Raw genomic sequence first — 26,411 nt, forward strand, 5'->3', positions numbered from 1 at the left:
TTCAAACTTCCGTAAGCTTCAAGAAAGGTTACAGTGCATGTGAGATACACTGAGAATGTTGATTAGAGAGTTTTAGATGGCACGCTCAAACGGCGGCAAAACTGACCACCCTGTATTAGAATCGCCTGCGATCGCTGATTTGGAAGGGACGGAAGTATCTACAGATTTATCTGAATCTTTTGCTCCTATGGCAGAGACTCAAGCGGCAGACACTCAAACGGCAGACACTCAAACAATTGATGATTGCTTGAATGCACTCAAAGCATTATTAAGCACCGTTGAAAAGCTTCAGAAAGTGCGCCTTGAAGTGGGTGATATTAAGCCCTTTCTGATCAGGATGCTAGATGGAGAGGTGATGTTGGGAGAAGAGTTGGAACAACTCAAAACGGGAGTTGGCGGTTTATCTCGTTTGATTCGAGCTTATAGTGATCACCAAACTGCTTTGACAAAAGCGCAACCCGCAAGAGATCTTTTAGACCAAGTGTTGAATCATTCATCACCGAAGCAAAATTAATGCGATCGCTGGATAAAATCATTTAGTGAAAATAGCTTTACATGGGGCAAAAGCCGCAGATTGCAGTCGAAAGTAGGCGCGATCGTAGACAGCTAGAAGCATTCTAGAAATAGCTTTGTAGTGTTATACTAGGCAAGCACGAATTCTGCCAGCGCTGCTTATGCGTTAACAGGATCACTGTCAAAAGACAATTTTCATTCACGCTAAGAATGCACAGCAGTAGGAGATTGGAGAACTGTGGCTAAGAAAGATGAAGCGCAAGTAGAACAACCCGCATCAACCGGCTTTAAAGCTAGCGTTTTTCTCCAAGAGACAAGAGAAGAATTCGACAAGGTTGTTTGGCCAAGTCGGCAGCAGCTTATTAGTGAATCGCTAGCTGTCATTCTCATGGTCGTCCTCTCCACAACTATGATCTATCTAGTAGACAACTTCTTTGGTTGGGCAGCAAGGGAGGTGTTTAAATGACCTTTACATCAGACGAATTTCAGCGTGCTACTCGGTTTGACGAGCGTGAAGCGGCAGAAAGCGAAAACTCTTCAGCTTCTCTATCCCCTGAGTCATCTCGCTGGTATGCCGTTCAGGTTGCATCAGGTTGCGAAAAAAGAGTTAAAGCTAATTTAGAGCAACGCATCCAAACTTTGGACGTTGTAGAAAAAATCCTACAAGTTGAAATTCCTCAGACTCCTGCCGTGAGAATTCGTAAGGATGGCAGCCGTCAAAATACTGAAGAAAAAGTTTTTCCTGGATACGTGTTAATTCGAGTTACACGATTTTGGAATAACGACCTTCAACAATGGGAAATGGACGACGAAGCATGGCTAGTCGTTAAAAATACCCCCAATGTCATTAATTTTGTAGGGGCAGAGCAAAGACGACCGGGTCGAGGAAGAGGGCATGTAAAGCCGATGCCGCTGAGTCCTTCAGAAGTTGAACGCATCTTCAAGCAAGCTCAGGAGCAAGAGCCAGTCGTTAAAATAGATATGGCACCGGGTGATAAGATTTTAGTTCTTTCGGGTCCTTTTAAGGATTTTGAAGGTGAGGTGATTGAGGTCAGTCCAGAGCGCAGCAAACTAAAAGCGTTGCTCTCTATCTTTGGGCGTGACACTCCGGTGGAATTAGAGTTTAATCAGGTTCAAAAGCAGAGTTAACTAATGGCAAAAAAGGTCGTTGCAATGATTAAGTTGGCGCTTCCAGCAGGAAAAGCCAACCCCGCTCCCCCAGTTGGTCCTGCTCTTGGGCAGCATGGGGTCAATATTATGATGTTTTGCAAGGAATATAACGCTAAAACGGCTGATCAGCCGGGGATGATTATTCCTGTTGAAATTTCAGTATTTGAAGATCGTAGTTTCACGTTCATTCTCAAAACTCCTCCTGCTTCTACTTTGATCAAAAAAGCGGCAGGCGTTGAAACCGGTTCTGGTGAACCCAATCGTAAGAAGGTTGGCTCAATTACGCGATCGCAGCTACAAGAAATAGCGAAGACCAAAATGCCAGACCTTAATGCAAACGACATTGAAGCAGCAATGCGGATTGTAGAAGGAACTGCCCGTAATATGGGCGTTACTGTTCAAGACTAGTTCACCTTATTGGGGGAGAGAAATTCTCGTTATCACCCCAGGAGATTAAAAAATGGGTAAGATTTCAAAACGGTTACGAGATTTGCAAGCAAAGGTTGAGGATCGTCCCTATGATCCTTTAGAAGCGGTGCAGCTTCTAAAAGAAACAGCTACAGCAAAATTTCCTGAATCTGTCGAAGCACATATTCGCTTAGGAATTGATCCCAAATATGCCGATCAACAACTTCGGACTACTGTAGCCCTGCCAAAAGGCACGGGACAAACGGTTCGGGTTGCTGTGATTGCGCGGGGTGAAAAAGTGAACGAGGCAACCACTTCAGGGGCAGATCTGGCAGGTTCCGAAGAACTGATCGAGGACATTCAAAAGGGAATGATGGATTTCGATCTATTAATTGCTACCCCTGACATGATGCCTAAGGTTGCTAAGCTCGGTAAGTTATTGGGTCCTCGTGGCTTAATGCCTTCTCCTAAAGGTGGAACTGTCACCTTTGATTTGGCTCAAGCGATCGCGGAATTTAAAGCAGGCAAGCTAGAATTCCGTGCGGATAGGACTGGAATTGTTCATGTTTTGTTTGGTAAAGCAGCATTCACCGAGGAAGATTTACTTATTAACCTAAAAGCGCTCCAGGAAACCATTGATCGAAATCGTCCTTCTGGTGCAAAGGGACGCTATTGGCGTACAATGTACCTCTGCTCAACAATGGGACCTTCCATTGAAGTTGACATTAGCGCATTGCGTGACCTAAAGCTTGGAGAAGCCGCTTAATTAGCATTATCTACAACTAAATCGTGCGAAACCAGAGACAGCAGGCGTTATCACTTAATCTCCTGCCGAGGCGTTAGTTATCTTTCACTACTCGTGTTACCAAACATAGAGGAATTGAATGTTCTAAAAACCCTGGCTCTCTAGTCGGGGTTTTTAGTTTGAAGCTGCGCCCAAAAATACCCAAGCCCACAGATACAAATCAATTTTTCATAGACCCGCTAAAAGGAGGTGAGAACGAATGGGAAAAACACTAGAGAATAAGAAGGAAATTGTTGCAGAGCTTCAGAAAACGTTGAGCCAATCTCAGCTTGCGGTGGTGATTGACTTTAAAGGATTATCAGTCGCTGAAATTACTGATTTGCGTCAACGGTTATTGCCAACAGGCGCAACGTGCAAGGTTGCAAAAAACACATTGATGCGAATTGCGATCGCGGGTGATCCAACTTGGGAACCTATGACGCAGTTTCTCAAAGACTCTTCTGCACTGCTTTTTATTAAAGAGGATGTGGGTGGTGCTTTAAAGGCATACCAAGACTTCCAGAAAGCCTCGAAGAAAACCGAGTTGCGCGGTGGCGTGATGGAAGGTCGTGCTTTGTCGCAGGCAGATGTTAAGGCGATCGCTGACCTCCCGTCCAAAGAACAGCTTATTGCTCAAATTGCTGGCGCTATCAACGGCGTGGCAACCAAGTTGGCAGTGGGCATCAACCAAGTTCCATCTGGTTTGGCTCGTGCGATTCAAGCCGTTGCCGAAAAAGAAAACGAAAAAGAAGCAGCCTAAAAAAAGTGCAAATGAAGTTAGTTCATCATTTCAATTTTGCTGGTTCAAACTTTATCAACAATCAAACTCAAGGAGATTACCATGTCCGCAGTTACCGATGAAATTTTAGAAAAGTTGAAAACCCTCAGCTTGCTAGAGGCATCTGAGCTTGTTAAACAAATTGAAGAAGCTTTTGGAGTTAGCGCAGCGGCTCCGGCTGGTGGCATGATGATGATGTCTGCTCCTGGTGCGGCAGCAGCGGCTGAGGAAGTAGAAGAAAAAACTGAATTCGATGTTGTTTTAGATGAAGTTCCGGCTGATAAGAAGATCGCGATTCTGAAGGTTGTGAGAACCTTAACGGGTCTGGGTTTGAAGGAAGCAAAGGATCTTGTAGAAGCTGCGCCTAAAGCTGTCAAAGAAGCGATCGCCAAAGAAGCGGCTGAAGATGCTAAGAAACAGCTTGAAGAAGCGGGGGGCAAGGTTTCGATCAAGTAACACTGAGCTAATTTCAAATCGCACAAGGGAGATGTTTTCTAATAACATCTCCCTTTTTTGCAGAGATAAGATGTTTTCTAATAACATCTCCCTTTTTTGCAGAGATAAATTGTGGAGTTAAAGAGATTGACTAGAATCGATAGCTCATTACATTCACGACCATGCCGTTTCTAGGTAAATCTGAGGGTCGGATGGCGATCGAAGTTCCTGGACGGCGGATAGGAGTACCGCTCATTAACGTTAAAAAATTATCGACTGGTACGATATCGCAAGCCTCTTTAGAATTAGCAGCAGCTTGGGTTCGGTAGTGAGTTGGAACAATGACTTTAGGATTGATAACCGCGATCGCTTGCTTGGCTTCTTCAGGCGTATAGGCTTTTGGACCGTTTCCTACTGGAATAAACAGGATATCTGGGGTTCCCATCAAAATCTTTTGTTCTGGAGTGATTGGGGCTGCTGCACCTCCCAAATGCAGTAATTCAATCCCCGATTGTTTCCATTTCCAAACTACGTTTATGCCAAAGCGCTTACCTTCTTGGCGATCGTGCGCCGTGCGAATGCCCTGAATTTTAGTACCATCTACTTGATAAGCACCCGGTTCATAAAGCAATCGAGGATTACCCGGCACAATTTCTACGGCTCCTTCATCAAGCAACTGGCTACTAATTAATACGAGATCCGTATTTACTTTAGGAAGCCGATAGCCAGTCGTACACCCTAGAGTGCGAAAAGGGTTGACCAAAATTCGCTTGCCACCCCCAACAAACAAAAAACAAGTGTGTCCAAACCATTGGATGGATAAAGGACTTGAAGTTTGAGCTTGAGAACCCTCAAAACTAGAGGTCAACCCTAGCCCACAGGCAGTCAATATGCTTGTTCCTGCGTAACGAATTAACGTGCGTCGTTTCATAATCTCCTCACTAAGCCAAAATAATTTAGAAAATTAAAACAAAAGCAGTAACCTTCGCCTTATCAAAATTGAATTCGCTGAAAGCTGCACTCATTTCAACGAGATGTTCATAGACATTAAAAAGTTTCGCAGAATTTGCTTGCCAGAGATGGTTAACACACTTTCTGGATGAAACTGCACACCTTGAATGTGAGGATATTGCCGGTGTCTTACCCCCATAATAGTGCCATCATCCACCCACGCTGTGATTTCTAGAACCTCTGGAAACTCTTGCTGTTCAATGACCAAACTATGGTAGCGAGTGGCAGTCAACGGATTTTCTAGTCCCTCAAATATCCCAATGCCCTTATGGTGAACTTGTGAAGTTTTGCCATGCATCAAAACCGGGGCTGAGACAATTTTTCCACCGTATACTTGACCAATACTTTGATGTCCTAAGCAAACTCCTAGTATGGGATATTTCATTCCTAGTTCTTGAATCAGTTGCAGGGAGATTCCAGCATCTTCAGGACGACCTGGTCCCGGAGAAATCACGATTCCATCGGGTTTCAATTCCCGAACTTGGGAGAGGGTTACTTGATCGTTACGGTAGACCTGAATTTCTTGGGCTGTTACAAACTCTGAGCCTAATTCGCCCAGATATTGCACCAGATTATAGGTAAAGCTGTCGTAATTATCAATAACGAGAATCAAATGGATTGACTCCTTGCTTAAATTATCTCAATCTGAACGAAAAACCACAAAAATTAGTGCAGAAAAACGGATGTTTGGGAAATTTGCCAGAGTTTAATAAACAGTCTTGGCAAAACTAATGAACCAGCTACTCCGATCGCAGCCAGTGCAGAAATCAAAACCGCAGCGGCGGCACAATCCTTCGCAATTTTAGCAAGCTCGTGGTAGTTCTGTTTTACAGTCAGGTCAACCACAGACTCGATCGCAGTATTCAGCAACTCCATTGCCAAAACTGCACCAATGGTTAAGCCTACTACAGACATTTCCACAGCAGAAAGATGTAAAAAAGCACCTACGCCAATCGCTAAGCCACCTAAAATAACATGGATGCGAAAGTTTCGCTGAGTATGAAAAGCATAGCTAATGCCTGCCCAAGCATACTTAAAACTAATTAGAAGACTGGGAGCGATTCGCCACGCTAATTCTCTAGTTATCTTTGTCGGTTGAGTTGTCACCTTGCCGTTTGAACCGTCAGGATCTGGAGTTTTGAGTTCAGAGGTCATAGACTGCAACAAAAGTGAAACAACTACTGTTTAGACAGAAGAATCTGAGATAGTTTATCTGAAATTGATGGCTGAATACAGCACCGACAAGGAAATTTATCGTTTTTGATCAATCCTGTGATTTATTGAGTGCTTACTCATAGCTTATGTTCAGGATTTTTACCATCGTCACAACTTTAGCGGTTTTCAGATAAAAGACCCACCGTGTTCAACAGAAATTCTTGTTTCGTCAACATTTGGCTCAAACTTTCTTCATCAGCATGATCCCAACCGAGAAGATGCAACAAGCCATGAGTAGCGAGCCAGGATAGTTCCACGCGGAGGGAATGGTTTTGTATGTTAGCTTGCCGTTGAGCCGTTTCTACTGAAATGATAATGTCGCCCAAGTAGAGAGGTTGGGAGTTATGAACTTCGTCGTTTTGTGGGGAATTGTCCTCTAAAGCAGCAAATGCTAATACATCCGTAGGTTGATCTTGGTGGCGATATTGGGCGTTAAGGGTTTGAATTTCGCGATCGCCCGTCAGTCTCAAACTCAGTTCATAGGCTTGAATCGGGGATAGATCTGGCTCCATTACCTCTAGCCATTTCTGAAACCATTTATTCCAAACTGTTTCAGAAACAGGGCAAGAAACGGGTAGAGGTTCTAAAGCACCATCTGAACCTACAGGCGTTTTGTAATCTTGATCTTCAAAAATGCAGTCTTGAACACAAACTTCTACAATAATTCCCATTTCAGCGAGTCAAATAGGACAGACCGACCAAAGCAGCTAGCAATCCAAACATCGTTAGGAAAAAGTGCTTGAGGGAAGTACCCTTTTTACGAACCATGTTCCGCATCGCTAGCTTGACATAGCTTGGCTTTGGTTCGGTAACCGTTGATTCCGCAGTTTCAGGAATTTCAGGAATTTCAGGGATTACTTGAGGAGTTTCCATGAATTTGATCTTGATTTATCTTTACATCTCTTTGATTAGGATAGATCGTTTTGCTCAAGACTGGACTGATCGTCAGCAAACCCTTAAGAGCTAGCCATCTGAGTTTCTTGGCGTAAATATGCCTGAATAAATGCATCCAGGTCGCCATTCATTACATCGGCGATCGCGGTGGTTTCTTCCCCCGTTCGCAAATCTTTAACCATTTGATAGGGGTGAAACACATAGCTGCGAATTTGGTTTCCCCAAGAGGCTTCTACAATATCGCCGCGAATATCGGCAATCTCCTTTGCTTTTTGCTCTTGGGCAATGATTAGCAGTTTTGCTTTTAGGATAGTCAGCGCTTTCTCTTTGTTTTGCAGTTGCGATCGCTCCTCCGTACATCGCACCGCTAACCCAGTCGGCAAGTGAGTAATCCGCACCGCTGTCTCCACCTTGTTGACGTTTTGTCCGCCTTTGCCGCCCGCTCGCGTGGTTGTAATCTCCAAATCTTTATCAGGAATATCAAGCTGCACGGTGTTATCTAGCAACGGCATCACTTCAACCCCAGCAAAACTGGTTTGTCGCTTGTCGTTGGCATTGAATGGAGAAATCCTCACTAAGCGGTGTGTTCCCTTTTCTGCCTTCAAATAGCCATAGGCATAGCGTCCTTCAATTTCTAGCGTTGCCGATTTAATTCCTGCTTCTTCTCCCTCCGACATTTCCGAGAGATGAACGGTGTAGCGACGGGCTTCTGCCCAACGGGTATACATCCGCAGCAGCATCTCTGCCCAATCTTGAGCATCGGTACCACCCGCTCCAGCATTAATGGTTAACACGGCTCCTTTCTGATCGTATAAACCCGACAAAAGCTGCTCCAGTTCCCATTGATCTAGCGCACGGCTTAATTGCGTCACGTTGGATGTTGCTTCTTCTAGCAAGGACTCATCGTGTTCTGCTGCCAGCAATTCCAGCACGGCTTGGGCATCTTCCAAACTCGTTTGCCACTGATGAAGCTGGTCTAAGTTAGCTTTTAAGTCATTCAGTTCTTGCAAAATTTTTTGGGCATTGGCTTGATCATCCCAAAAGCTGGGTTGGGCTGCGACCTGCTCTAAATCCTTGATTTTGGCGGTTAGGGCAGCCACGTCAAAGATAGTCCTGAGCTTTGCCCAGGCGATCGCTTAGCACTCCGATTTCACGCTTAACTTCCAGCACTTCCATGGCTATTGACTCTCAATCGATTTGTAATAACTATTTGTAATAACTATTTGTAATAACTAACAGTAATGCACCAGTCTAATTCCCTATAGTCATCTTTACATTCATTCAGTAATCCCGTTATTCAATCCACCTTCAAATTAGAAAAGCCACAGCTTTGTAGCTGTAGCTCGGTAAGTAACTTAGAAATGCCCTTGTAAGAAAGGCGATCGCCAAAAATTAACGGCGTGAAAAAGACATAACAATTTGCAACACATACCAAAACAGCAGCGCAACGGAAGCAAATAACTCCAATGATGCCGCCACGTACTGATCGGTTGAATAGTTATGTAGCACTTTTGAGGTGTCGTATAAGATTGCCGCCGATGCAAACACCACCATAATGAATGAAAAGAACAGACCCAAGGTAAAGCCAAAAATTGCGCTGCAAATAATTACGCCCAAGGCAATAAACCCGCCGATCGCGAGAATACTGCCCAAAAACGAAAAATCTTTTCGGCTAATAAAAACAACCGCTGTTAAACCCGCAAACATTAGAAGTGTCAGGATTGCGGCAGTTGGAATCACGCTGGGATCGGAGAAAACCGCCGCGATATAGAGCAGAGGCGTAAACAGAATTGCCTGAACGACAACAAAAATCCCTAGTCCGGCGTATTGAGCGCCGATAGAATCTGCTTTGGCGGCTAAGCTTCTAGAAAACCAGCCCAAGATCATAAACACTCCCAAAACGGCAATCCAGCTAAACCGACTGCCCGTCATTACTCTGGTTAAAACCTCTGCAATCCCTGACTGAAATAAGAAAACCGATACTAAGGCAAATGCAAGAACTGCGCCTGCCAAATGCATATATGTTTTTTGGATGAACTTGGCGCGTTCAGTTGGGCGGGCTTGAGCAGCAGTAACCATAAAACTTCTCCTTAAATTAGGCTGTGAACGTTCCCCTGCAATCCTAGCAAAAACATACTCGAAAAGCCTTTAATACTGGTAATTCAACCTTTTAAGACTAGTTTTGGCAACCTTCAAATTCTACTTTTAATGGGATTTGACAAGGCTAAGAAGCAAATTCTAAATCAGACCTGAATTGTATTTTTCTGACCCTATTTGCGTATTTATGCCGAATCCTCAAAAGGGCACCTAGCGACAGTACCGTAAATCGACGATGGTTTATACCCCCCAGTCTAAAGAGAATGAGCTTAACTCTGATGTGAAAGGTGATTTGCAATGATAGCTACTCAACCCTGCGTTCGTTCTCACGGAATGGAATTGTTAGTTTCGTACCACCACAATCCCTCAGTTAGGCTCCGGAATCGACTTGTTCAAATGAATGCAGGTTTGGTGAGAAAGATTGCTCATCGGGTCAGTCATCAATGTGCTGAGCCTTACGAAGATTTGGAGCAAATCGGTTATTTGGGATTAATTCGAGCGATTGAGCGGTTTAATCCGAATCAGGGATGTGCATTTAGCTCGTTTGCGGTTCCCTACATTCGCGGTGAGATGCTCCATTTTCTCCGCGATCGCAGTTCTACTGTTAAGATTCCCCGTCGTTGGCAACAACTCAACAAAGCAGGACAAAAAGTTCGTGAGGAACTATCAGAAGCTTATGGTCGCCAGCCTACCGATGATGAGATTGCCACCGAACTGGGAGTTTCTGTCTATGAGTGGCGCGAGAGCAGACTGGCAACTAGAAACCGCTTACCTTTGAGCTTAGATGCCACCATTAGCCAGCAAATTGATTCGCCAATGACCTTGGGCGATACTTTGCCTGATGCTCACTACCAAAACTTGCAAATTTTGGAGGAAGATCGGCAGCAAATTCAACGGGCATTGAATCAGCTAGAAGAAAAAACTCGTCAGGCGATCGAGTTTGTTTTTATCAAAGATTTGTCTCGAAAAGAAGTTGCAGAAAAAATTGGTGTCAGCCCTATGACGGTGACTCGTCGGCTGCATCGCGGTATCCAGCAGATGATGGCGTGCTTACATCCTCAAGTTTTGCAAACCGATCCTTAGACAAGGTAAAGGGAATGAGCTTTTCACTTTACATCTATTTTTTTGGCTGATTCAATTTGAGTTAGCCTTCTTTTTGGGAATTAATTTTTAGCTGCCAGCAATCATGCCTCCAAGCAAAATAAAACCGATCCATACATTTTGGCGAAAGAGTTGTCCATAAGTGGCATGGGGAATGTTTTTTTGACAAAGGCGATAATATTGCCAGATCCATAGCCCTGTTGAGATCGCCAATGTTAGCCAGTAGAAGCCCGTTAGCACCATATTAATACCAAGCGCCGCCAGCAAAATGACTGTGCCTGCAAAGAATATGCCAACCGCATGAGACACGGACTTACCAAAAAATAGGGCACTGGAGTTTACTCCCAATCGGCGATCGTCTTCGAGATCGGACATAGCATAGACCGTATCAAATCCCAATGTCCACAGCACCGTTGCGCCCCACAGCAACCAAGTAGGCGTGCCTAAGCAGGCAGTAGCCGCTGGCGTAGATCCGCAACTCACCGCGCTCCAGCTAATGAGTACAGCAAAACCCCAGGCGATCGCCAGCACCAATTGAGGAATCGGAAAAACTCGCTTTGCTAAGGGATACAGCACAATAACCGGCACGGCAGCAACACAGAGCCAAAATGTAAGCAGGTTCAGGTAAAGAGATAAAACCCAGGCACAGATAAAAGACGCGATCGCCACTCCCACGCCGACCCAAATCGACAACGCACGAGATGCCAATGGACGATTGCGGGTTCGCTTGACCTTGGGATCAATATTTCTATCCCACAGGTCATTTACCACACATCCAGCAGCACTCGTTGCCAACGTACCCAACACAATCACCCCGACCAACAAAGGCGGTGGCGTTCCTCGTGCAGCTAAAAACACAGCCCACAGCGCCGGGATCATTAAAATTAAGCGTCCAGCGGGTTTATCCCAGCGAAGCAACCGTAAAATGCTAAGCCAAAGGGGTTGGGCAGAGTCAGGCGAAGACATCAGAATTAAGAAATAGAGTGAGACAATTGTACCGACAACCTCTTCTACTGTAAGGGATGATTGTCTCAGGACGCGATCGCCTAAACAACCTTGCTTCCAAATTGTTAGCCTAACTCTATTCTTCCGTTCATCCAGGTAGCCATTGCATGACCCATCAAAAACTCTATGAAGGTAAAGCAAAAATCCTCTATTCAACTAAGACTGAGAATATATTGCTCTCTGTTTTTAAGGATGATGCTACTGCGTTTAATGCTCAAAAACGCGGCACCATTCCAGGTAAAGGAGCTATGAACTGTACCATTGCTAGCCATTTATTTCGGCAGCTAGAAACAGCCGGAATCCCAACTCATTTTATTGAGCAGGTGAGTGACGCTGAGATGCAGGTGAAAGCAGTCACTATTATTCCTCTAGAAGTGGTGATTCGCAATGTTGCAGCGGGCAGCCTTTGCAAACAAACTGGGTTAGAGTTAGGCACTTTGATTTCACCCCCTTTAGTCGAGTTTTACTATAAAAACGATGAGTTGGGTGATCCCTTGCTCACGCGCGATCGCCTGTTGCTCATGAAACTTGCTACCCCTGAACAAGTCGATCAGCTAGCTGCCATGGCGCTTAAAATTAACGATATTTTGACTCATTTCTTTCAAGAATGCGGCATCACTTTAGTCGATTTCAAACTGGAATTTGGGCTAGATCACCAGCAACAGGTAATCCTTGCAGACGAAATTAGTCCTGATACGTGTCGGTTATGGAATCAATCAGAAACCGATCCGTCTCGGCGCGTCATGGATAAAGATAGATTCCGCAATAACTTAGGCGAAATTGAGTCTGCTTATCAGCTAGTCATGCAGCGAGTATTGGCACATTCAATATAGAAATTCAAACTTAGCGAGTATGTTAAGTATTGGTACGCATTGATGCGGTAAAATTTGACGGCTGACTTTTTACAGCCTATCCTCGCTGTTTGAGTGATTGACTGTGTCCTTTCTAGCCTGCTTTAACAGGATTTGGTGTGTGGTTGTGCAATATAGCGTGAACAAGATGCGGTTATCTCCCTTATTGGTAGCTTTCCTGGCGGCTTCTGCAACCGTTGGACTATCACACTCTGTCAAAGCGCAAGCTGCTCCTCAAGCGAGTCCAGATCAGTCTGGGGCAGAAGCGATCGCGACTGATCCATCTTTGCAATTGGCAACGCTAAAAGAAGCGATCGCGCCTGCGCCCTCAGAAAACTTAGATGCCAGTTTGAGCCAGCCGATTGATAGCGAAACCGAAACCGCTGTTACTCCCGATTCGTCTACTCCCGATTCATCCCAGATCTCCCCGGTAGATTTGCTGACTACGCCGCCTCTTGTTGCCCAAAATGCAGAGCAAGAGTCGCCTGATCGAATCCGTGTTAATCCGCTTTCACCCACTGCACCTCAACAAACTGCACCCACCTTTCAACTGCCTACTGCCCCTACTGCGCCCATCACTCCTCCTGATCCAGAAGTGACTCCCGGTGATCCTAATCCTGCCATCCCTATTGATCCTATTACACCCGCCGACCCCACTGCACCTACCGCCCCTGCTGGCTCTGCTGAACCTGAGCCTAGGGTTCTGGTTGGCGAAGTCTTAATTAAGGGAGCCGACCAAACTCTGCAAGACGAGGTGTATGGAGTCATAAAAACGCAGCCTGGACGCACCACGACGCGATCGCAGCTTCAAGAAGACATCAATGCTATTTTTGCGACTGGCTATTTCTCAAATGTAAAAGCGGTGCCTGAAGATACCCCTTTGGGAGTGCGGGTAACATTCGAAGTTCAGGTCAACCCGGTGCTGCAATCCGTTAAGGTCGAAGGCAATCGGGTTCTGCCAGAGGCGATTCTAACTGAGACTTTCAGCGAACAATACGGTCAAGTGTTGAACCTGAATCGTCTCCAAGACGGCATCAAAAAGGTCAACGAATGGTATCAAAAGAACGGATACGTTCTGGCACAGGTTTTAGATGCTCCAGCCGTTTCCCCTGAAGGCATTGTCACCTTACAAGTGGCTGAAGGTGAAGTCGAAGAGATTCGAGTTCGCTTCATTAATAAAGACGGGGATGACAAAGATGCCAAGGGCAATCCGATACGAGGACGCACTCGCGATTTCATCGTTAAGCGTGAATTTCAAACAAAGCCTGGAGACATTTTTAATCGGGCAATTGTCGAACAAGATTTACAGCGCGCTTTTGGGTTAGGAATTTTTGAAGACGTGCGGCTATCGCTCCAGCCAAGCGAAACCGATCCCCGCAAAGTCGTTGTTGTTGCTAATGTGGCGGAGAAGAATGCCGGATCAATTTTTGCGAGTGCCGGGATTAGCTCTGCCAGCGGTTTGTTTGGCTCAGTGGGCTATCAACAGCAGAACTTAGGGGGCAATAACCAAAAGCTCTCGGCTGAAGTTCAAGTGGGGCAACGAGAACTCCTATTTGACTTAAGTTTTACCGATCCTTGGATTGGGGGCGATCCATTCCGCACTTCTTACACTATCAATCTGTTTCGGCGACGCACGATTTCGCTAATCTTTGATGGGGGTGATCCGGAGGTGAACTTACCCAATGGTGAAACTCCCCGGATTTTGCGCTCAGGCGGATTTATTAGCTTTACGCGCCCTCTGAGTCGGAATGTGTTTAAACGGGCTGAGTGGACTGCATCGTTAGGGTTGCAATATCAGCGAGTTTCGATTCGCGATCGCGATGGCGACTTAAGCCCATTGGATGAGCTTGGAAATAATTTGAGCTTTAGCGGCACTGGACGGGATGACTTGTTGGCGCTGCAATTTGGAGTAGTGCAAGATCGCCGTAATGATCCGACTAGACCGACTAGCGGCTCATTTTTAAGACTAGGAACGGAGCAATCGATTCCGCTGGGGTCAGGCAATATTTTGTTTAATCGTCTTCGCGGAAATTACAGCTTTTATATTCCAGTGCAGTTCCTTCGCATTTCCAAAGGCTGTCGGGTTGTGAATCCAAGACCGAGCGATTGTCCACAAACGTTTGCTTTTAATGTCCAAGGCGGCAACTACATTGGAGATTTGCCCCCCTATGAAGCGTTTCCGTTGGGCGGCGCAAACTCAGTTCGAGGCTACGATGAAGGAGATCTAGCCGCCGTGCGATCGTTCGTTCAGGGAACGATTGAATATCGCTTTCCCATTGTCTCTATCTTTTCGGGTGCCCTTTTTGTTGATGGAGCCTACGGGTTCGGCTCTCAGGGTCTAGTTCCAGGCAATCCGGGGGGAGTTCGGGGGAAACCTGGCAGTGGGTATGGATATGGCGCGGGTGTTCGGGTTCAATCTCCACTGGGTCCAATTCGGGTAGACTTTGGTATAAACGACCAGGGCGACACTCGGATAAACTTTGGTATTGGAGAACGGTTCTAATGGAGGCAGGAGTCAGAGGGCAAGACAATCAGAGGTTGAAATTCTTAACGGAGCCAGTTCAGCATACCTTGGGGGGGGAGCTTACTTTGTCAGGGATTGGGCTACATACTGGCTCACTGACGCAGGTTCGCGTATTGCCGGCACCCCCAGGCTCAGGACGGAGGTTTGTCCGCGTTGATCTGCCAAATTTTCCTGAAATTCCTGCTCATATCGATGCGGTGGGTCAAACAATGCTGTCAACAGAGCTTGCTGTTGGTAAGGCAACGGTTCGCACCGTGGAACATTTGCTAGCAGCCTTGGTGGGCATGGGAGTAGACAATGCTCGAATTGAAATCGATGGAGCAGAGGCTCCATTGCTTGATGGCTCAGCGCAGGAGTGGACAGCCGCGATCGCCCAAGTTGGAGTTGTTGCCCAAGCCGCACTGCGCTCCATCTGGTCGTTGGAGTCACCCGTTTGGATTCAGGAAGCAGATGCTTTTGTTGCGGCGATTCCTGCTGCCGAACTGCGGTTTACCTATGGGATTGATTTTGACCTAGGGGCGATCGGCAATCAGTGGCATAGCTGGTCACCCAATGCGGCTTATTTAACCATTCATTCATCCTTCGCCGCTGAAATTGCCCCAGCCCGCACCTTTGGCTTAGCGCACCAAATTGAGTATCTGCGTGCGAATGGATTGATTAAAGGGGGTAGTTTAGAAAATGCTTTGGTCTGTAGTGCTGAAGGATGGCTTAACCCACCATTAAGATTTCCAAATGAGCCGGCGCGTCACAAACTTTTAGATTTGATAGGAGATTTAAGTTTATTGGACATGCCAACGGCTCATTTTATGGCATATAAAGCTAGCCATTCTTTGCATACCCAACTGGCGCGATCGCTGAATACACTCCGAATCAAGGTGCCCGTAACACCACAATCATGATAAGGTCGGGGACTAAGTACCCAATCGTATTCCACGTCTCTACATCGCACGCTTATTAAACTTCGCCCATGTCAACTCTTACTGATGTCAATACTGCTGATACAGCCCCCACCCATCGGCAGGCTCCTACCCAGCCTGAAACAGACGTTTCAACGAATGCTATAGCCTCTGGCAATATTTTGTCGCTTGAAGACATTCAAAAGCTTTTGCCCCATCGCTATCCATTTGCTTTAGTCGATCGCATTATTGACTATCTCCCCGGAAAGTACGCGGTTGGCATTAAAAACGTCACCTTTAATGAACCCCATTTCCAAGGGCATTTTCCGGATCGTCCAATTATGCCGGGTGTCCTAATTGTGGAAGCAATGGCGCAGGTTGGCGGGATCGTGCTCACTCAAATGGCTGACCTCCAGGGGGGGTTGTTTATGTTCGCAGGCATTGATGGCGTTCGGTTTCGCCGTCCTGTGGTTCCAGGCGATCAATTGATCATGACAGTGGAACTATTAAGCGTCAAACGCCGTCGGTTTGGCAAAATGCGAGGTCGGGCTGAAGTCGATGGGCAACTCGCCGCCGAAGGTGAATTCATGTTTTCGCTGGTAGACTAAAGCGACTTGAGCTTCGGGTTTTGCAACTCATCATCCAGAAGCTCATCATTTACCATTTATCACTTCTATGGCAACTCTGATTCATCCAACCGCAGTTATTCACCCCGGAGCCGAGCTACACCCAACTGTGACGGTGGAACCTTACGCTGTAATTGGTGCCAAGGTGAAAGTGGGAGCCGATACTGTGATCGGTTCGCATGTGGTGTTGGATGGATGGACAGAAATTGGAGAACGAAATCAAATTTTCCCAGGAGCCGCGATCGGTCTGGCATCTCAAGATAAAAAATACGATGGCACAGAAAGCTTAGTTAAAATTGGCAACGACAACCGCATTCGAGAATATGTCACGATTAACTGCGCTACCTATGCCGATGAGATCACGCTGATTGGGAACGGCAATTTGCTGATGGCATATACTCACATTGCCCATAATTGCGTGATTGAAAACGAGGTGATTATCACCAATGCGGTCTCTTTAGGCGGCGATGTTCATATTGAATCGCAGGCTCGGATTGGGGGCATGACCGGAGTTCATCAAGGCGTTCGGATTGGGCGATTGGCAATGATTGGCGGGATGAGTCGCATCACCCGCGATGTTCCGCCTTATATGTTGGTGGAAGGGAATGCTGCACGGGTGCGATCGCTCAATTTGGTCGGTCTCAAACGCGCAGGGCTGATGGATGTGGAAGACGGAAAAGTTTTCCAATCTTTAAAGCAAGCCTTTCGGATACTCTATCGCTCTGATTTACCCCTCAGCGATGCGATCGCAAAATTAGAAACTTTACCCGATAATGACCCACTTCACCATCTGCATCGGTTTCTGAAACTCTCTAAACAAGAAGGACGACGCGGCTCTACTCCGGGCGCAAAATCGGATGAAATTGAGGAATAAAAGCGAAGTAATGCCCACTCAATCTGGCGATCGCCCCTGCCCCTACTGGTTTCTCCCTATCTAATGAGCAACACTGCACGCATTTTTATCAGCACGGGTGAAGTTTCTGGTGACATGCAGGGGGCACTTTTAATCGAAGCATTGCAGCGACACGCTCAAGCAAGCGGAGTGCAGCTAGAAATTTTGGCGTTGGGCGGAGATCGCATGGCAACTGCCGGAGCAAAACTTCTGGGACATACCAGCGCGATCGGCTCAATTGGTATTATCGAATCCCTGCGGTTTATCTTGCCAGTGCTAAAAGTGCAGCGTCAAGTCAAACACTATTTCAAACGGCATCCCCCGGATCTAGTGGTTTTAATCGACTACATGGGACCCAATCTTGCGTTCTGCGACTATTTATCAACCCACTCTCCGCAAGTGCCCGTGGTGTACTATATTGCGCCTCAAGAATGGGTGTGGGGAGATGACTGGTTTTGGGGAGTCAAATTTTTTCGATCCGATTTGATTGTTCGGGCAACCCAGCGGGTGCTAGCAATTTTTCCAGAGGAAGCGCGCTATTTTGAAAAAAAAGGAGCGCAGGTCAGGTGGGTAGGACATCCCTTAATCGATCGCCTGCAAACAGCACCCGATCGTGAAACTGCGCGGTCAGCATTAGGGATTCCCCCTGACCAAATCGCAGTAGTGCTGTTACCCGCTTCTCGTCAACAAGAAATTCACTATCTATTGCCCGTCATTTGCCAAGCGGCTCAAGCCCTTCAAACCAAGCTACCCAAGATTCATTTTTGGATTCCCTTAGCCCTAGAAAAATATCGTCCTGCGATCGAGCAAGCAATTCAAACCTACGGACTCCGGGCAACCGTGCTGGAGGATTCGTCGCACCAGACCCAACATCCTGATCCTCGCAGCGATGCGTCTACCACCCTTCGCGCGATCGCCGCAGCGGATTTAGCCATCACAAAATCAGGCACCGTCAATCTAGAAATTGCCTTATTAAATGTGCCGCAGGTAGTTTTGTATAAAGTGAACTCAGTCACCGCTTGGATCTTAAACCGAGTGCTAAAGTTTGCAGTGCCTTTCGTATCCCCTCCAAACCTCGTGTTAATGAGGCAAATTGTGCCAGAGTTTTTGCAAGAGGACGCAACCGCAGAAAACCTGATTCAAGAATCGCTCGACCTGCTTTTAAACGCTCAGCGTCGGCAAACCATGCTAGAAAACTATCAAGCAATGGCTGAAGCATTGGGTAAACCTGGAGCCTGCGATCGCGCGGCTCAAGAAATTTTAGAGTTATTACCCCAATCTGAGTCAAATTAGAAAAGAACTAGGTTAAAACTCACGCTAATTCCGAGCAAAAAACTATTGAAATTGATTGTAGATTCGGTTGAACTTCCTGTACTAATGCCGCCATATAGACTAATTTGTGCAGTTCGGAAAGCGCTATAGCTCACCCTCCCTAGCACTTGATGGTATAAATCGGTTCGGGGCTGCGTCGTAAAGTTAGCGGATGCAAATTGATAATCTAACCCAAGTTGAAGGCGCGGATTTAGAGTGTAGTTCAAGGAAAGTGACACCACATTGATGATCCGAGAGCGATCGCTCGGTTCAGCAAAACTAAGGCGAAACTGATAAAACGAATTAAGCGATAGGTTTTTAGTAAGTCGATCTTGACGGCTTAGCTCAAACCGAATTGAATGATCATTCAAGAACCGAGTCCCGGCTGACAATCCAAAAATTTGATCATTTGAAATGAAAAATTGTTGATTCGTCCAGCCAATTTCTGCTGACATGGAAGGTGATAAGCGCTGAAAAATGCCAGCTTTCAACTTTAGTTCACTGTAATTAAATTGGGTTAAATTGAAATACTGATTGAGCGCCCCTTCTGCTGAAACATTAAGGTAAGTGCTAGATCCTAAAGCAGGCAAAACCAGTAAAGAGACGGCGGGTCTGATTAAACTGTCTTCAACAGGGTCTAATCCAGCCAAAATATTGCTGCTCCTAAAAATGTCTAGCCGTGGCAGCAGATACATGACTGGCGCGGGTGCGGCAGTGGTTTTGGGACTTTGTAACCGCAAACACCCTAATTCTGGATCGCAACCAACGGGAATCGGGGGGACAAATGGACTATTGGGATCGGATGGATTGCCGGGAACAATAGGACGATCCGATGATTCTTGCAGCTGCAGATTTCCTAAATCGGGATCGATCGCCAAAATGGGTTGAGTTACTGTGTTTTTTTGTAAAGATTCAGGCGCGAGATCGTCTGCCCCTTCAAGTAGGAGGACTTCAACGTCAGTAGGTTCTAAAGCGTTGAGCTTACTTGCAGTAAAAACGACTGAAGGCAATTTGGAAGATAGTTTTAGACTGGCTGCACTATAAGAAGACCTGGTTAACCCAAAAGCAGCTTTTGTAGTAGGGTTCATTGAGGGAATAGCGCTTTCCAGGTCTTTTTTCATCGGATGCAATTCGGCAAGAACCTTAAAGGAACTTGAAGAGAGGGATGGCTTAGCCTCTTGTAAATTGGGCTGCACAAAAGGTAGAAAATTTAATGTAGGTTGAATTTCAGCCGCATCACTCGGCAGGGAGTTTCTAGGTGGGGCACAGTCAGCAGGATAGGCTCCTAATCCTAACAAGCTAATTAACCAGAGCAGGGCTTGCTGCCCTTGTTTAAGGCGCAACAGCGAAATCTGTGAGATGAAAGGCTTCGCACTGAGACAAAGTGACAATTTGGAACCCGCGAAACTACTGAGACTACCCACTAGGCAATCATTTGTTTAAGCAAAGGATTAATGCCAACCCGTTGCCAACCTGTGGATGTCTTCTCTATTTGTAAGCACATAGCGATATTAGTCCAGAAAACTCGGTGCGATCGCATCACTCAAAAGTAGTATTCATAGGCATTTGATTGATTTCCACAAATTTTTATTAAGAACTCTTTCTTTTTTATATGAAGATTTCATCAAGTTTCTATCCCTGAGAATTCTCAGAAAATTTACGTAGCTATCATAGGTGTACCTTTATGAATATTGCCTAATTCTATAATTAGGCTAAAGTTTGTATGGATCAGCCTAAACGCTTGGAGTTTTATGCATAAGCAACTTCTCACCACTTTTGCAGTCGCTCTTTGCAGTTCTGGCATTGCGTCATTCCCTTTGACAGCCAATGCTCAGACTCTTTTAACTCGTGCAACAGTTCGGGATTTACGGAATCAGGTTGAGCTTTTCTTGAAAGAGCAACCCAAGTCGCGCCCTGCTAAAAAAGCAGACAACATGACTCCAGGCGATTCGCTACAGACTTATCGTCAGGCAATGGCAGAGCTTCGCTTTAACGATAACTCCCTTGCCAGAATTGGGGAGAGAGCTATTTTCCGCTTCATTCCAAACACGCGCAACCTGCGTTTGGAAAAAGGAACCGTGCTGCTTTTGATTCCACCGGGTCGAGGACGAACTCAGGTGAACACCCCTAACGCAGTGGCGGGAATTCGCGGTTCTGCTTTATTTGTTCGCTACCTTGAAGATACGGGCGTAACTATCGTTGGAGCTTTAACGGATAGTGCGATCGAAATTTCTAATGCAGATGGCTCTCAAACCTATGTTTTGAAAGCTGGACAACTAGGGACGGTGCATAAAAATCAAATAGGTATCTACGATTTTGATTTAAAGGCGTTTTACGACACTAGCCCATTAGTCAAAGACATTGATATGCAGGGCTTAGAGGCGGTTGGGCAGGAAATGGCAGCCCCTCGAAAAGCTCAGATATTTGCAAACAATAAGCCGGAAAGCGTGTCAAATACTCCACCTTGGGCACTGTCGGCAGAAAATCGTTCTGGTAGTCTTTTGCCGATCGCAACTTCTGTAACTTCCCAAATCTCTCCTGTCCCAGCCTTTGATCCCAATAAAAACGCCTATGAATGGTCTTCTGTACTCGCTACCTTAAAGCAGTATAGTGACCCGGATCAACCATTCCAAGTCCCTACTGGGGCACTGCAACCGCAGCCCACCATCCTACCGTCTCTACCTGTGCAGCCTACAAATCCAGGAATCCCTGCTCAGGTTAGCCCCCCTGCGATTGTCCCGCCTCGTCCCCTTCCTGCTCCTGCAACACCCCCGCCCCAAGTTGCCACTCCGCCAATTATTCCCCCCAACAATCTTCCTGCTCCTGTAACCCCGCCTGTGGCTATAGGAAACCCAACTACGCCGCCCGCATTTACACCTGCCCCCCCGGCACTAATCACGCCACCCGCATTTGCACCTGCCCCCCCGGCACCCGTACCTGCCGCAATTCCGCCCGTAACGCCACCCGCTTTAGTAATTGCGCCACCTGTCGTAACACCTCTTCCAACACCAGTCGTTATTACTCCTACTATCACGCCTCCGGCAGTTCCGGCAATTCCAGCAGTTCCGGCAATTCCAGCAGTTCCGGCAGTTCCAGGAGGGGCAGGAGTTCCAGCAGTTCCAGCAGTTCCAGCAGTTCCAGCGGCAAATGTTGTTACAGCGCCCCAGGTTACGCCTAATTTGGACTTACCATCCGTGCAGCCTGGTTTGGGTGCCATAACTGATCCCCCTGCTCCTCTGGTTCCCTAGCTATTGTCTACTTTTCTTTTCGCCATTTCTTTTCGCTAAAAGTGTGCACCTATAAGCTGAGATGCAAGTTAACGAAACGAGATAAGGAAAAATAGGTGAGTAGATGGATATGCTGGATAACTCCCCCACCTATTCACTCATCGATACTAAGCGGCATTATCCAGTTCAGCCGTTTTTACAAGTAGCTGCTTGCTGAGATTGCCGCGTTGCACTTGTAGTTTCAGTGTTTGCCCAACTTGGCTACTTTCCACTAGTTGCTGTAGCTGTTCAGCCGTTGCGATCGCTTGTCCATCAATATTGGTGACCACATCGCCCCGGCGTAATCCCGCTTTTTCGGCTGGAGTGTTTGGCAACACCCGCACAACGACGACTCCCTTAATTTCGGGCACTAAAAAGGCTGAGTTAGGATCAGTATTATTCTGCTTCGCCAGTTCTGGTGTAAGGGTCGTCATCTGTACGCCCAAGTAAGGATGTGTAATTCGCTCTCCTTTTGCCAAACGGGTTTCAATTTCCTTCGCTTTATTAATTGGAATTGCAAAGCCAATGCCCATAGCATCCGCCCGAATTGCTGTATTAATCCCAATAACCTCGCCTTGGTCATTCAGTAACGGACCCCCAGAGTTTCCTGGATTAATGGCGGCATCTGTTTGAATAAAATCTAAGCGTTTATCGGGAATGCCCACTTGGGCGCTAGAACGCTTTAGGGTGCTAACAATTCCTAAAGTGACCGTGTTATCTAACCCTAAAGGATTGCCAACCGCGATCGCCCAATCTCCCACCTGAATACTATCCGAATTGCCCAAAGTCGCAATTGGCAACGCCTTACCATCAATTTTAACGACGGCTAAATCAGTCACCTCATCAACCCCTTTCACAGTGCCATCAAAAACTCGCCCATCCTTCAGAGTCACGGTGACGCGATCGGCTTTGTCCACAACATGAGCATTGGTCAAAATTACCCCAGTTTGATCCACAATGAACCCCGATCCTTGCCCTCTCATTCGCTCTTCGCGGGGAATTTGTGAATAGTAGTCGCCTCCAAAAAATTGGCGAAATAGGGGATCATCCATCAGCGGATCACTAGAGCGTTGCCGGGTCACCGTGCGTTCTGTGTCAATTCGCACCACAGAAGCACCGACTGCTTTTACGGCGGCGGCAACAAAACTTCCCTTACTCAATTCCACTTTAGGTAACACAGCCGCACTCACCACATCCTCCGCCTTGAGGGGGGCAGGTTCTAAACTCGCCGCAGCCGCACTAGGCAAGGTTTGAAAGATCAGAAGCACTGACATTCCAAAGGCGATCGTAGGATAAGCAAAACGGCGCAGAAACTCAAAAAGGTTGACAACATGCATATCACATACCTTCGACATTGCTCAAATTAGGAATTGGCAGCCCACTATTAAGCGAAAGCGAACGCTGCCAAACCTTTTCACCATTTTGACAGGCTTAGAATGGTTCTATCCATCTAGAGGAGATACGGCTGAGTAGGGGTTACCGTCCTAGAAAAATTGTCTATGCGTTTGTCTGTGCATTTGATAGTAGAGGCTTCCTATGCGATTTCCAGGAACACCTAAGCTAAAATCGACAGATACGTTCATTTCCAGCAATCTGCATGACCACTTCTAAGCCTCCTCACACACATGATGTAGAAATTGAAGAGAGTGGTCATTCTCAAACCCATTTATCTAAAAGCCATCCCCATGTTCATACTGAGGAATCACTAAGGAAAGTAGTCAATCGGTTGTCTCGTATTGAGGGGCATATTCGCGGCATCAAAGCAATGGTGCAAGAAAATCGCCCCTGTCCCGATGTGCTAGTTCAAGTGGCAGCAGTTCGCGGAGCCTTAGACCGGGTAGCCCGGATTATTTTGGATGATCATTTGACCGAATGTATTGCCCGTGCCGCTCGTGACGGCAGTATTGAAACAGAAATTCAGGAATTAAAGGCAGCCCTCGATCGCTTCTTGCTGTAATCAAACTCTTACAGAAAAATTTGCTCAACTAACCCCAGCAAATAATTGTTCATAAGGTTGTGATAAAGCCTCCGATTTTGCCACAATTTCAACGATTTTATTGCGAGATGAAGGCAAAAACAGTGCTTCCACACAGACCTGAGCAACTTTGGTTCGAGGGATGCTGCCTTCCGATAAAGTATCTGCGCCAGACATGACTATGCCATCCGCGTTATCTTCATTTTTCAAGCCACCCGGTCGCACGATTGTGTAAGGGATTCCACTAGCTTGTAGGTACTCTTCTGCCTGTTTTTTCCAAACTAAGATGAGAAAAAATAAGTTTAAGGGATGAAAAAACTGAGAGGTACAAAGAGAGGAAACCATGACAAATTGCTCAATTCCCTTCCCTTTTGCCACATTAACCAGATTTTTGGTGCCTTCAAAATCGACGCGATAGGGACCTGTTGGATCAAAACCAGGACGAGCGCCTGTTGCGGATAGCACCACCGTACAATCGGCGATCGCGTTGCTGAGTGTTTCTGGCTTTAGCACATCTCCCACGACTAGTTCTACTTCAGCAGGCAAAATTGAGCGGGCGGATTCTAATTCCCGAACTAACGCTCGGACTGGAATTTGCCGCTGAACAAGCTCTAATACAATTCTGCGACCAGTTTCACCTGTTGCTCCAGCCACAAACGCTTTCATAAATAAACCCTCAACTAGAATGATATGTTACTGATTATTGCAGCAATGATCGGCGCTACTTTATAAGGGGCTGATATCGTTGTTAATCATCGCTATAGTCAATTGACCCAAAAAGAATGCGCCGACGATTGAAAAAATATCTAAATCGCCTCACCAATTTCTGCTAGCTATGCTTAAGATAGTGGTTCATTGATTCGATAGAAATCCCGCTTATGAGGGAACTCTTAAATAAAGTTGTCAGTACTTGGGAATCCGAAGCGAATGCAGTCATATCGTTTTACCAAACAACCTGCTGAAGTGCCTAATGGCGTAATCAACGCTGCGTCGGTCTTATCGAATGCGGACTATTCAGTTTCAGTTACAAAGGATGCTGCTCAGCTTGTGAATGAGCCAATTCGTTTTAATAGTCAGTTTAAAGATCGCATGGAAATGTGCGCCCATGTGCCCACGGTTTCCCACTATTTAGATCAGCATCATGAATGGTTTCGTCGATGTGCCCATCCCATGAAAGTTGAGCCAATTGGCACCAATAGTTACGCCTTATTGATTGGTCGCTTTGGCTCGTTTGGCTATGAGGTAGAACCAAAAATCGGGCTAGATTTGTTGCCACAACAGGAAGGCGTTTATCGGATTGTGACTGTGCCAGTGCCGGGATACAGTGCAGCGGGATACGATGTTGATTTTCGGGCAGCGATGGAACTAGTGGAAGTGCCATCTGAGGATGAAGAAGTTCGCAGCGATCGCGGAGTTGAATCGGTGATTACCTGTGTGCAATGGCAGCTAGATTTGACAGTGACAATTCAGTTTCCTCGGTTTATTTATGCGTTGCCAAAGGCGCTGATTCAAAGCACGGGCGATCGCCTGCTGTGCCAAATTGTCCGCCAGGTTTCTACTCGGCTGACTCGCAAAGTCTTAGAAGATTTTCACCAGACCTACGGACTGACGATTCCAAAGCGCTCCAATCGCTGGTTTTTTCACAAGTCGGAGATGGATTTGGATAGCCACTCTGTAAAAGATCTGTAAAAGAATAGATCCACTGGCGATCGCTGAAAAATTGTTAGATTAAAGCTGCTGTTTTAATACAATGGCACTGTTCTTTGCGGGTTTCAGACTGAATGGGGTTGAAAGGTTTACTTTGGGCAGCGGTTCTTATTTCAGTAGCCCGTATTTTTACAGTCTTTTTGCCAACTCAGGGCGCGTCTGATTTTGGCATAATGCTGCGTACTGAGTCGGGATCAACTCAGCCCTACCGTTCTTTACCCTCTGCTATTTTTCCGGTTTCACCTGATGCGAATGGGCATAATCCAGTTCAGGCTGAACCCGATATGGCGCAAGCTCCTTTCTCTGCTGAGTCCTCGGTTACTACCGGGTGCAAGTCAGCAGGGGAGGCAGTGGTCACCGTTTATGCGGGGCGAGAGGTTGGTTCTGGTAGCATTATTAGTCCTAGTGGGTTGGTGTTAACCAATGATCATGTAGTCAGTCGCCTCAGACAGCGATCGCTCTATGTCGAAACCTTAGAGGGCGATCGCTATGATGGGCGGGTGCTTGCCACCGATCGCCGCAATGATTTAGCGTTGGTTCAACTTGAAACTCAGGCACTTTTACCCATTGTGCGGCTGACTTCTAAAAGGAGTGCTGAGGTGGGTCAGGCTGTTTGCGCGATCGGCAGTCCTTTAGGTCAGGCAGGAGTTTTGACTGAAGGGCAGTTGCTCAAAATTCGCTCCAATGGAGATTTGGAGTCCAATGTTTTGCTAAAACCGGGTAGTTCTGGTGGACCGTTGCTCAATGCTCAAGGAGAGATGATTGGCGTGAATAAAGGAGTTGCCAAACAGCCTGAGAGTAATGGGGGCGATCGCAACAGTTTTGCCACCAGCATCAACGTAGTTAAAGAATTTCTTCAGCAAAATCGCTTAAGCTACTTATTTGGTGAGCCTAAAAATTAAAGGATGCAGACGTGAACTTCTGCATCCCTGTTAGTCAAATTAGCCTTACT

General features: G+C 46.5%; 29 protein-coding genes and 1 other annotated feature. Of the genes, 18 read left to right on the forward strand and 11 right to left on the reverse strand.

Annotated features, from left to right (window positions below; all coding sequences use genetic code 11):
• Positions 1 to 76 precede the first annotated feature (76 nt).
• From AB3R30_RS04880 to rplL, 7 genes are all read left to right on the forward strand, one after another.
• Positions 77 to 514, forward strand: a complete 438-nt coding sequence (locus AB3R30_RS04880) for a hypothetical protein (protein ID WP_458648020.1) — start codon at positions 77 to 79, stop codon at positions 512 to 514.
• Positions 515 to 751: 237 nt separating this feature from the next.
• Positions 752 to 979: a preprotein translocase subunit SecE gene (gene secE, locus AB3R30_RS04885; RefSeq protein WP_458648021.1), complete on the forward strand. Its 228-nt coding sequence runs from the start codon at positions 752 to 754 to the stop codon at positions 977 to 979.
• Positions 976 to 1,662 (forward strand): transcription termination/antitermination protein NusG, encoded by a 687-nt coding sequence (gene nusG, locus AB3R30_RS04890; RefSeq protein WP_458648022.1) that lies wholly within the window; start codon positions 976 to 978, stop codon positions 1,660 to 1,662. Before secE ends, nusG begins: the two co-directional genes overlap by 4 nt.
• Positions 1,663 to 1,665: 3 nt before the next feature.
• The gene (gene rplK / locus AB3R30_RS04895) at positions 1,666 to 2,091 is read left to right on the forward strand and encodes a 50S ribosomal protein L11 (protein WP_171575032.1); all 426 of its coding nucleotides are present in this window, start codon (positions 1,666 to 1,668) and stop codon (positions 2,089 to 2,091) included.
• Positions 2,092 to 2,143: 52 nt separating this feature from the next.
• Positions 2,144 to 2,857, forward strand: a complete 714-nt coding sequence (gene rplA, locus AB3R30_RS04900; RefSeq protein ID WP_458648024.1) for a 50S ribosomal protein L1 — start codon at positions 2,144 to 2,146, stop codon at positions 2,855 to 2,857.
• A gap of 13 nt (positions 2,858 to 2,870) precedes the next feature.
• Positions 2,871 to 3,022, forward strand: a sequence feature (ribosomal protein L10 leader region).
• 73 nt (positions 3,023 to 3,095) lie between these two features.
• Complete coding sequence (rplJ, locus tag AB3R30_RS04905) at positions 3,096 to 3,635, forward strand: 50S ribosomal protein L10 (RefSeq protein ID WP_458648025.1); 540 nt, start codon at positions 3,096 to 3,098, stop codon at positions 3,633 to 3,635.
• Positions 3,636 to 3,716: 81 nt separating this feature from the next.
• On the forward strand, positions 3,717 to 4,109 hold the full coding sequence (gene rplL / locus AB3R30_RS04910) for a 50S ribosomal protein L7/L12 (protein ID WP_458648026.1): 393 nt from the start codon (positions 3,717 to 3,719) through the stop codon (positions 4,107 to 4,109).
• Positions 4,110 to 4,239: 130 nt separating this feature from the next.
• Here the strand turns inward: rplL and AB3R30_RS04915 are convergent, their stop codons facing one another.
• From AB3R30_RS04915 to AB3R30_RS04945, 7 genes are all read right to left on the reverse strand, one after another.
• Positions 4,240 to 5,019: an MBL fold metallo-hydrolase gene (locus AB3R30_RS04915; RefSeq protein WP_458648027.1), complete on the reverse strand. Its 780-nt coding sequence runs from the start codon at positions 5,017 to 5,019 to the stop codon at positions 4,240 to 4,242.
• A 90-nt stretch (positions 5,020 to 5,109) separates the two neighbouring features.
• Complete coding sequence (locus AB3R30_RS04920; RefSeq protein ID WP_458648028.1) at positions 5,110 to 5,712, reverse strand: anthranilate synthase component II; 603 nt, start codon at positions 5,710 to 5,712, stop codon at positions 5,110 to 5,112.
• 53 nt (positions 5,713 to 5,765) lie between these two features.
• Complete coding sequence (locus AB3R30_RS04925; protein WP_458648029.1) at positions 5,766 to 6,254, reverse strand: diacylglycerol kinase family protein; 489 nt, start codon at positions 6,252 to 6,254, stop codon at positions 5,766 to 5,768.
• Between the two features lie 176 nt (positions 6,255 to 6,430).
• On the reverse strand, positions 6,431 to 6,985 hold the full coding sequence (gene ybeY / locus AB3R30_RS04930; RefSeq protein ID WP_458648030.1) for an rRNA maturation RNase YbeY: 555 nt from the start codon (positions 6,983 to 6,985) through the stop codon (positions 6,431 to 6,433).
• A gap of 1 nt (position 6,986) precedes the next feature.
• Entirely contained in the window at positions 6,987 to 7,187 is a 201-nt protein-coding gene (locus AB3R30_RS04935; RefSeq protein ID WP_458648031.1) for a DUF3285 domain-containing protein, read from the reverse strand.
• Positions 7,188 to 7,270: 83 nt separating this feature from the next.
• A protein-coding gene (prfB, locus tag AB3R30_RS04940; RefSeq protein ID WP_458648032.1) for a peptide chain release factor 2 occupies positions 7,271 to 8,384 on the reverse strand; the annotation gives its coding sequence in 2 pieces (ribosomal slippage) (positions 7,271 to 8,311 and positions 8,313 to 8,384; 1,113 coding nt in all).
• A 216-nt stretch (positions 8,385 to 8,600) separates the two neighbouring features.
• Positions 8,601 to 9,287 carry a Bax inhibitor-1/YccA family protein gene (locus tag AB3R30_RS04945; RefSeq protein ID WP_458648033.1) on the reverse strand — a complete coding sequence of 229 codons (687 nt, stop codon included), beginning with the start codon at positions 9,285 to 9,287 and terminating at the stop codon, positions 8,601 to 8,603.
• Between the two features lie 315 nt (positions 9,288 to 9,602).
• Between AB3R30_RS04945 and AB3R30_RS04950 the strand changes: the two genes are divergently transcribed.
• The gene (locus tag AB3R30_RS04950) at positions 9,603 to 10,388 is read left to right on the forward strand and encodes an RNA polymerase sigma factor SigF (RefSeq protein ID WP_458648034.1); all 786 of its coding nucleotides are present in this window, start codon (positions 9,603 to 9,605) and stop codon (positions 10,386 to 10,388) included.
• Between the two features lie 87 nt (positions 10,389 to 10,475).
• Here the strand turns inward: AB3R30_RS04950 and AB3R30_RS04955 are convergent, their stop codons facing one another.
• Positions 10,476 to 11,372 carry a 4-hydroxybenzoate solanesyltransferase gene (locus AB3R30_RS04955; protein WP_458648035.1) on the reverse strand — a complete coding sequence of 299 codons (897 nt, stop codon included), beginning with the start codon at positions 11,370 to 11,372 and terminating at the stop codon, positions 10,476 to 10,478.
• Between the two features lie 146 nt (positions 11,373 to 11,518).
• Between AB3R30_RS04955 and purC the strand changes: the two genes are divergently transcribed.
• From purC to lpxB, 6 genes are all read left to right on the forward strand, one after another.
• A complete protein-coding gene (gene purC, locus AB3R30_RS04960; RefSeq protein WP_458648036.1) occupies positions 11,519 to 12,244 on the forward strand; it encodes a phosphoribosylaminoimidazolesuccinocarboxamide synthase in 726 nt (241 codons plus the stop codon).
• Between the two features lie 166 nt (positions 12,245 to 12,410).
• Positions 12,411 to 14,765, forward strand: a complete 2,355-nt coding sequence (locus tag AB3R30_RS04965; protein WP_458648037.1) for a BamA/TamA family outer membrane protein — start codon at positions 12,411 to 12,413, stop codon at positions 14,763 to 14,765.
• Positions 14,765 to 15,685 carry a UDP-3-O-acyl-N-acetylglucosamine deacetylase gene (lpxC, locus tag AB3R30_RS04970; protein ID WP_458648038.1) on the forward strand — a complete coding sequence of 307 codons (921 nt, stop codon included), beginning with the start codon at positions 14,765 to 14,767 and terminating at the stop codon, positions 15,683 to 15,685. The genes AB3R30_RS04965 and lpxC overlap by 1 nt, the downstream gene beginning before the upstream one ends.
• Positions 15,686 to 15,753: 68 nt before the next feature.
• Positions 15,754 to 16,290, forward strand: a complete 537-nt coding sequence (gene fabZ, locus AB3R30_RS04975) for a 3-hydroxyacyl-ACP dehydratase FabZ (RefSeq protein ID WP_458648039.1) — start codon at positions 15,754 to 15,756, stop codon at positions 16,288 to 16,290.
• 67 nt (positions 16,291 to 16,357) lie between these two features.
• Entirely contained in the window at positions 16,358 to 17,182 is an 825-nt protein-coding gene (lpxA, locus tag AB3R30_RS04980) for an acyl-ACP--UDP-N-acetylglucosamine O-acyltransferase (RefSeq protein WP_458648040.1), read from the forward strand.
• 63 nt (positions 17,183 to 17,245) lie between these two features.
• Positions 17,246 to 18,493, forward strand: coding sequence for a lipid-A-disaccharide synthase (gene lpxB, locus AB3R30_RS04985; RefSeq protein ID WP_458648041.1), 1,248 nt, complete (start codon positions 17,246 to 17,248; stop codon positions 18,491 to 18,493).
• On the opposite strand, the gene AB3R30_RS04990 is transcribed toward lpxB, so the two are convergent.
• Positions 18,490 to 19,854, reverse strand: coding sequence for a hypothetical protein (locus AB3R30_RS04990; RefSeq protein WP_458648042.1), 1,365 nt, complete (start codon positions 19,852 to 19,854; stop codon positions 18,490 to 18,492). The two genes, lpxB and AB3R30_RS04990, sit on opposite strands and share 4 nt — an antisense overlap.
• A 408-nt stretch (positions 19,855 to 20,262) precedes the next feature.
• Between AB3R30_RS04990 and AB3R30_RS04995 the strand changes: the two genes are divergently transcribed.
• Positions 20,263 to 21,759, forward strand: a complete 1,497-nt coding sequence (locus tag AB3R30_RS04995; protein WP_458648043.1) for a FecR family protein — start codon at positions 20,263 to 20,265, stop codon at positions 21,757 to 21,759.
• A 146-nt stretch (positions 21,760 to 21,905) separates the two neighbouring features.
• Here the strand turns inward: AB3R30_RS04995 and AB3R30_RS05000 are convergent, their stop codons facing one another.
• The gene (locus tag AB3R30_RS05000) at positions 21,906 to 23,132 is read right to left on the reverse strand and encodes an HhoA/HhoB/HtrA family serine endopeptidase (RefSeq protein WP_458648044.1); all 1,227 of its coding nucleotides are present in this window, start codon (positions 23,130 to 23,132) and stop codon (positions 21,906 to 21,908) included.
• Positions 23,133 to 23,374: 242 nt separating this feature from the next.
• On the opposite strand from AB3R30_RS05000, the gene AB3R30_RS05005 reads away from it, so the two are divergent.
• The gene (locus AB3R30_RS05005) at positions 23,375 to 23,734 is read left to right on the forward strand and encodes a metal-sensing transcriptional repressor (protein ID WP_458648045.1); all 360 of its coding nucleotides are present in this window, start codon (positions 23,375 to 23,377) and stop codon (positions 23,732 to 23,734) included.
• A gap of 24 nt (positions 23,735 to 23,758) precedes the next feature.
• On the opposite strand, the gene AB3R30_RS05010 is transcribed toward AB3R30_RS05005, so the two are convergent.
• Positions 23,759 to 24,418, reverse strand: a complete 660-nt coding sequence (locus AB3R30_RS05010) for an SDR family oxidoreductase (protein ID WP_458648046.1) — start codon at positions 24,416 to 24,418, stop codon at positions 23,759 to 23,761.
• A 261-nt stretch (positions 24,419 to 24,679) separates the two neighbouring features.
• On the opposite strand from AB3R30_RS05010, the gene AB3R30_RS05015 reads away from it, so the two are divergent.
• Positions 24,680 to 25,441: a DUF1997 domain-containing protein gene (locus AB3R30_RS05015; protein ID WP_458648047.1), complete on the forward strand. Its 762-nt coding sequence runs from the start codon at positions 24,680 to 24,682 to the stop codon at positions 25,439 to 25,441.
• Positions 25,442 to 25,533: 92 nt separating this feature from the next.
• Positions 25,534 to 26,361 carry a S1C family serine protease gene (locus AB3R30_RS05020; protein WP_458648048.1) on the forward strand — a complete coding sequence of 276 codons (828 nt, stop codon included), beginning with the start codon at positions 25,534 to 25,536 and terminating at the stop codon, positions 26,359 to 26,361.
• Positions 26,362 to 26,411: the final 50 nt, after the last annotated feature.

Origin of the sequence: Sivoneniella epilithica UHCC 1019 (assembly GCF_040830845.1) — a bacterium.
Taxonomy (GTDB): domain Bacteria; phylum Cyanobacteriota; class Cyanobacteriia; order Leptolyngbyales; family Leptolyngbyaceae; genus ULC077BIN1.

Excerpts from the sequence above, each read along its gene's own strand:
- AB3R30_RS04995 (WP_458648043.1), top strand. The coding sequence starts at position 20,263 with ATGCATAAGCAACTTCTCACCACTTTTGCAGTCGCTCTTTGCAGTTCT.
- AB3R30_RS04955 (WP_458648035.1), bottom strand. The coding sequence starts at position 11,372 with ATGTCTTCGCCTGACTCTGCCCAACCCCTTTGGCTTAGCATTTTACGG.
- rplL (WP_458648026.1), top strand. The coding sequence starts at position 3,717 with ATGTCCGCAGTTACCGATGAAATTTTAGAAAAGTTGAAAACCCTCAGC.
- lpxA (WP_458648040.1), top strand. The coding sequence starts at position 16,358 with ATGGCAACTCTGATTCATCCAACCGCAGTTATTCACCCCGGAGCCGAG.
- fabZ (WP_458648039.1), top strand. The coding sequence starts at position 15,754 with ATGTCAACTCTTACTGATGTCAATACTGCTGATACAGCCCCCACCCAT.
- AB3R30_RS05020 (WP_458648048.1), top strand. The coding sequence starts at position 25,534 with ATGGGGTTGAAAGGTTTACTTTGGGCAGCGGTTCTTATTTCAGTAGCC.
- AB3R30_RS04880 (WP_458648020.1), top strand. The coding sequence starts at position 77 with ATGGCACGCTCAAACGGCGGCAAAACTGACCACCCTGTATTAGAATCG.
- AB3R30_RS04965 (WP_458648037.1), top strand. The coding sequence starts at position 12,411 with ATGCGGTTATCTCCCTTATTGGTAGCTTTCCTGGCGGCTTCTGCAACC.
- AB3R30_RS05010 (WP_458648046.1), bottom strand. The coding sequence starts at position 24,418 with ATGAAAGCGTTTGTGGCTGGAGCAACAGGTGAAACTGGTCGCAGAATT.
- AB3R30_RS05000 (WP_458648044.1), bottom strand. The coding sequence starts at position 23,132 with ATGTCGAAGGTATGTGATATGCATGTTGTCAACCTTTTTGAGTTTCTG.
- rplA (WP_458648024.1), top strand. The coding sequence starts at position 2,144 with ATGGGTAAGATTTCAAAACGGTTACGAGATTTGCAAGCAAAGGTTGAG.
- purC (WP_458648036.1), top strand. The coding sequence starts at position 11,519 with ATGACCCATCAAAAACTCTATGAAGGTAAAGCAAAAATCCTCTATTCA.
- AB3R30_RS05015 (WP_458648047.1), top strand. The coding sequence starts at position 24,680 with ATGCAGTCATATCGTTTTACCAAACAACCTGCTGAAGTGCCTAATGGC.
- AB3R30_RS05005 (WP_458648045.1), top strand. The coding sequence starts at position 23,375 with ATGACCACTTCTAAGCCTCCTCACACACATGATGTAGAAATTGAAGAG.
- lpxC (WP_458648038.1), top strand. The coding sequence starts at position 14,765 with ATGGAGGCAGGAGTCAGAGGGCAAGACAATCAGAGGTTGAAATTCTTA.
- AB3R30_RS04925 (WP_458648029.1), bottom strand. The coding sequence starts at position 6,254 with ATGACCTCTGAACTCAAAACTCCAGATCCTGACGGTTCAAACGGCAAG.
- AB3R30_RS04950 (WP_458648034.1), top strand. The coding sequence starts at position 9,603 with ATGATAGCTACTCAACCCTGCGTTCGTTCTCACGGAATGGAATTGTTA.
- AB3R30_RS04945 (WP_458648033.1), bottom strand. The coding sequence starts at position 9,287 with ATGGTTACTGCTGCTCAAGCCCGCCCAACTGAACGCGCCAAGTTCATC.
- rplJ (WP_458648025.1), top strand. The coding sequence starts at position 3,096 with ATGGGAAAAACACTAGAGAATAAGAAGGAAATTGTTGCAGAGCTTCAG.
- nusG (WP_458648022.1), top strand. The coding sequence starts at position 976 with ATGACCTTTACATCAGACGAATTTCAGCGTGCTACTCGGTTTGACGAG.
- rplK (WP_171575032.1), top strand. The coding sequence starts at position 1,666 with ATGGCAAAAAAGGTCGTTGCAATGATTAAGTTGGCGCTTCCAGCAGGA.
- AB3R30_RS04935 (WP_458648031.1), bottom strand. The coding sequence starts at position 7,187 with ATGGAAACTCCTCAAGTAATCCCTGAAATTCCTGAAATTCCTGAAACT.
- lpxB (WP_458648041.1), top strand. The coding sequence starts at position 17,246 with ATGAGCAACACTGCACGCATTTTTATCAGCACGGGTGAAGTTTCTGGT.
- AB3R30_RS04915 (WP_458648027.1), bottom strand. The coding sequence starts at position 5,019 with ATGAAACGACGCACGTTAATTCGTTACGCAGGAACAAGCATATTGACT.
- ybeY (WP_458648030.1), bottom strand. The coding sequence starts at position 6,985 with ATGGGAATTATTGTAGAAGTTTGTGTTCAAGACTGCATTTTTGAAGAT.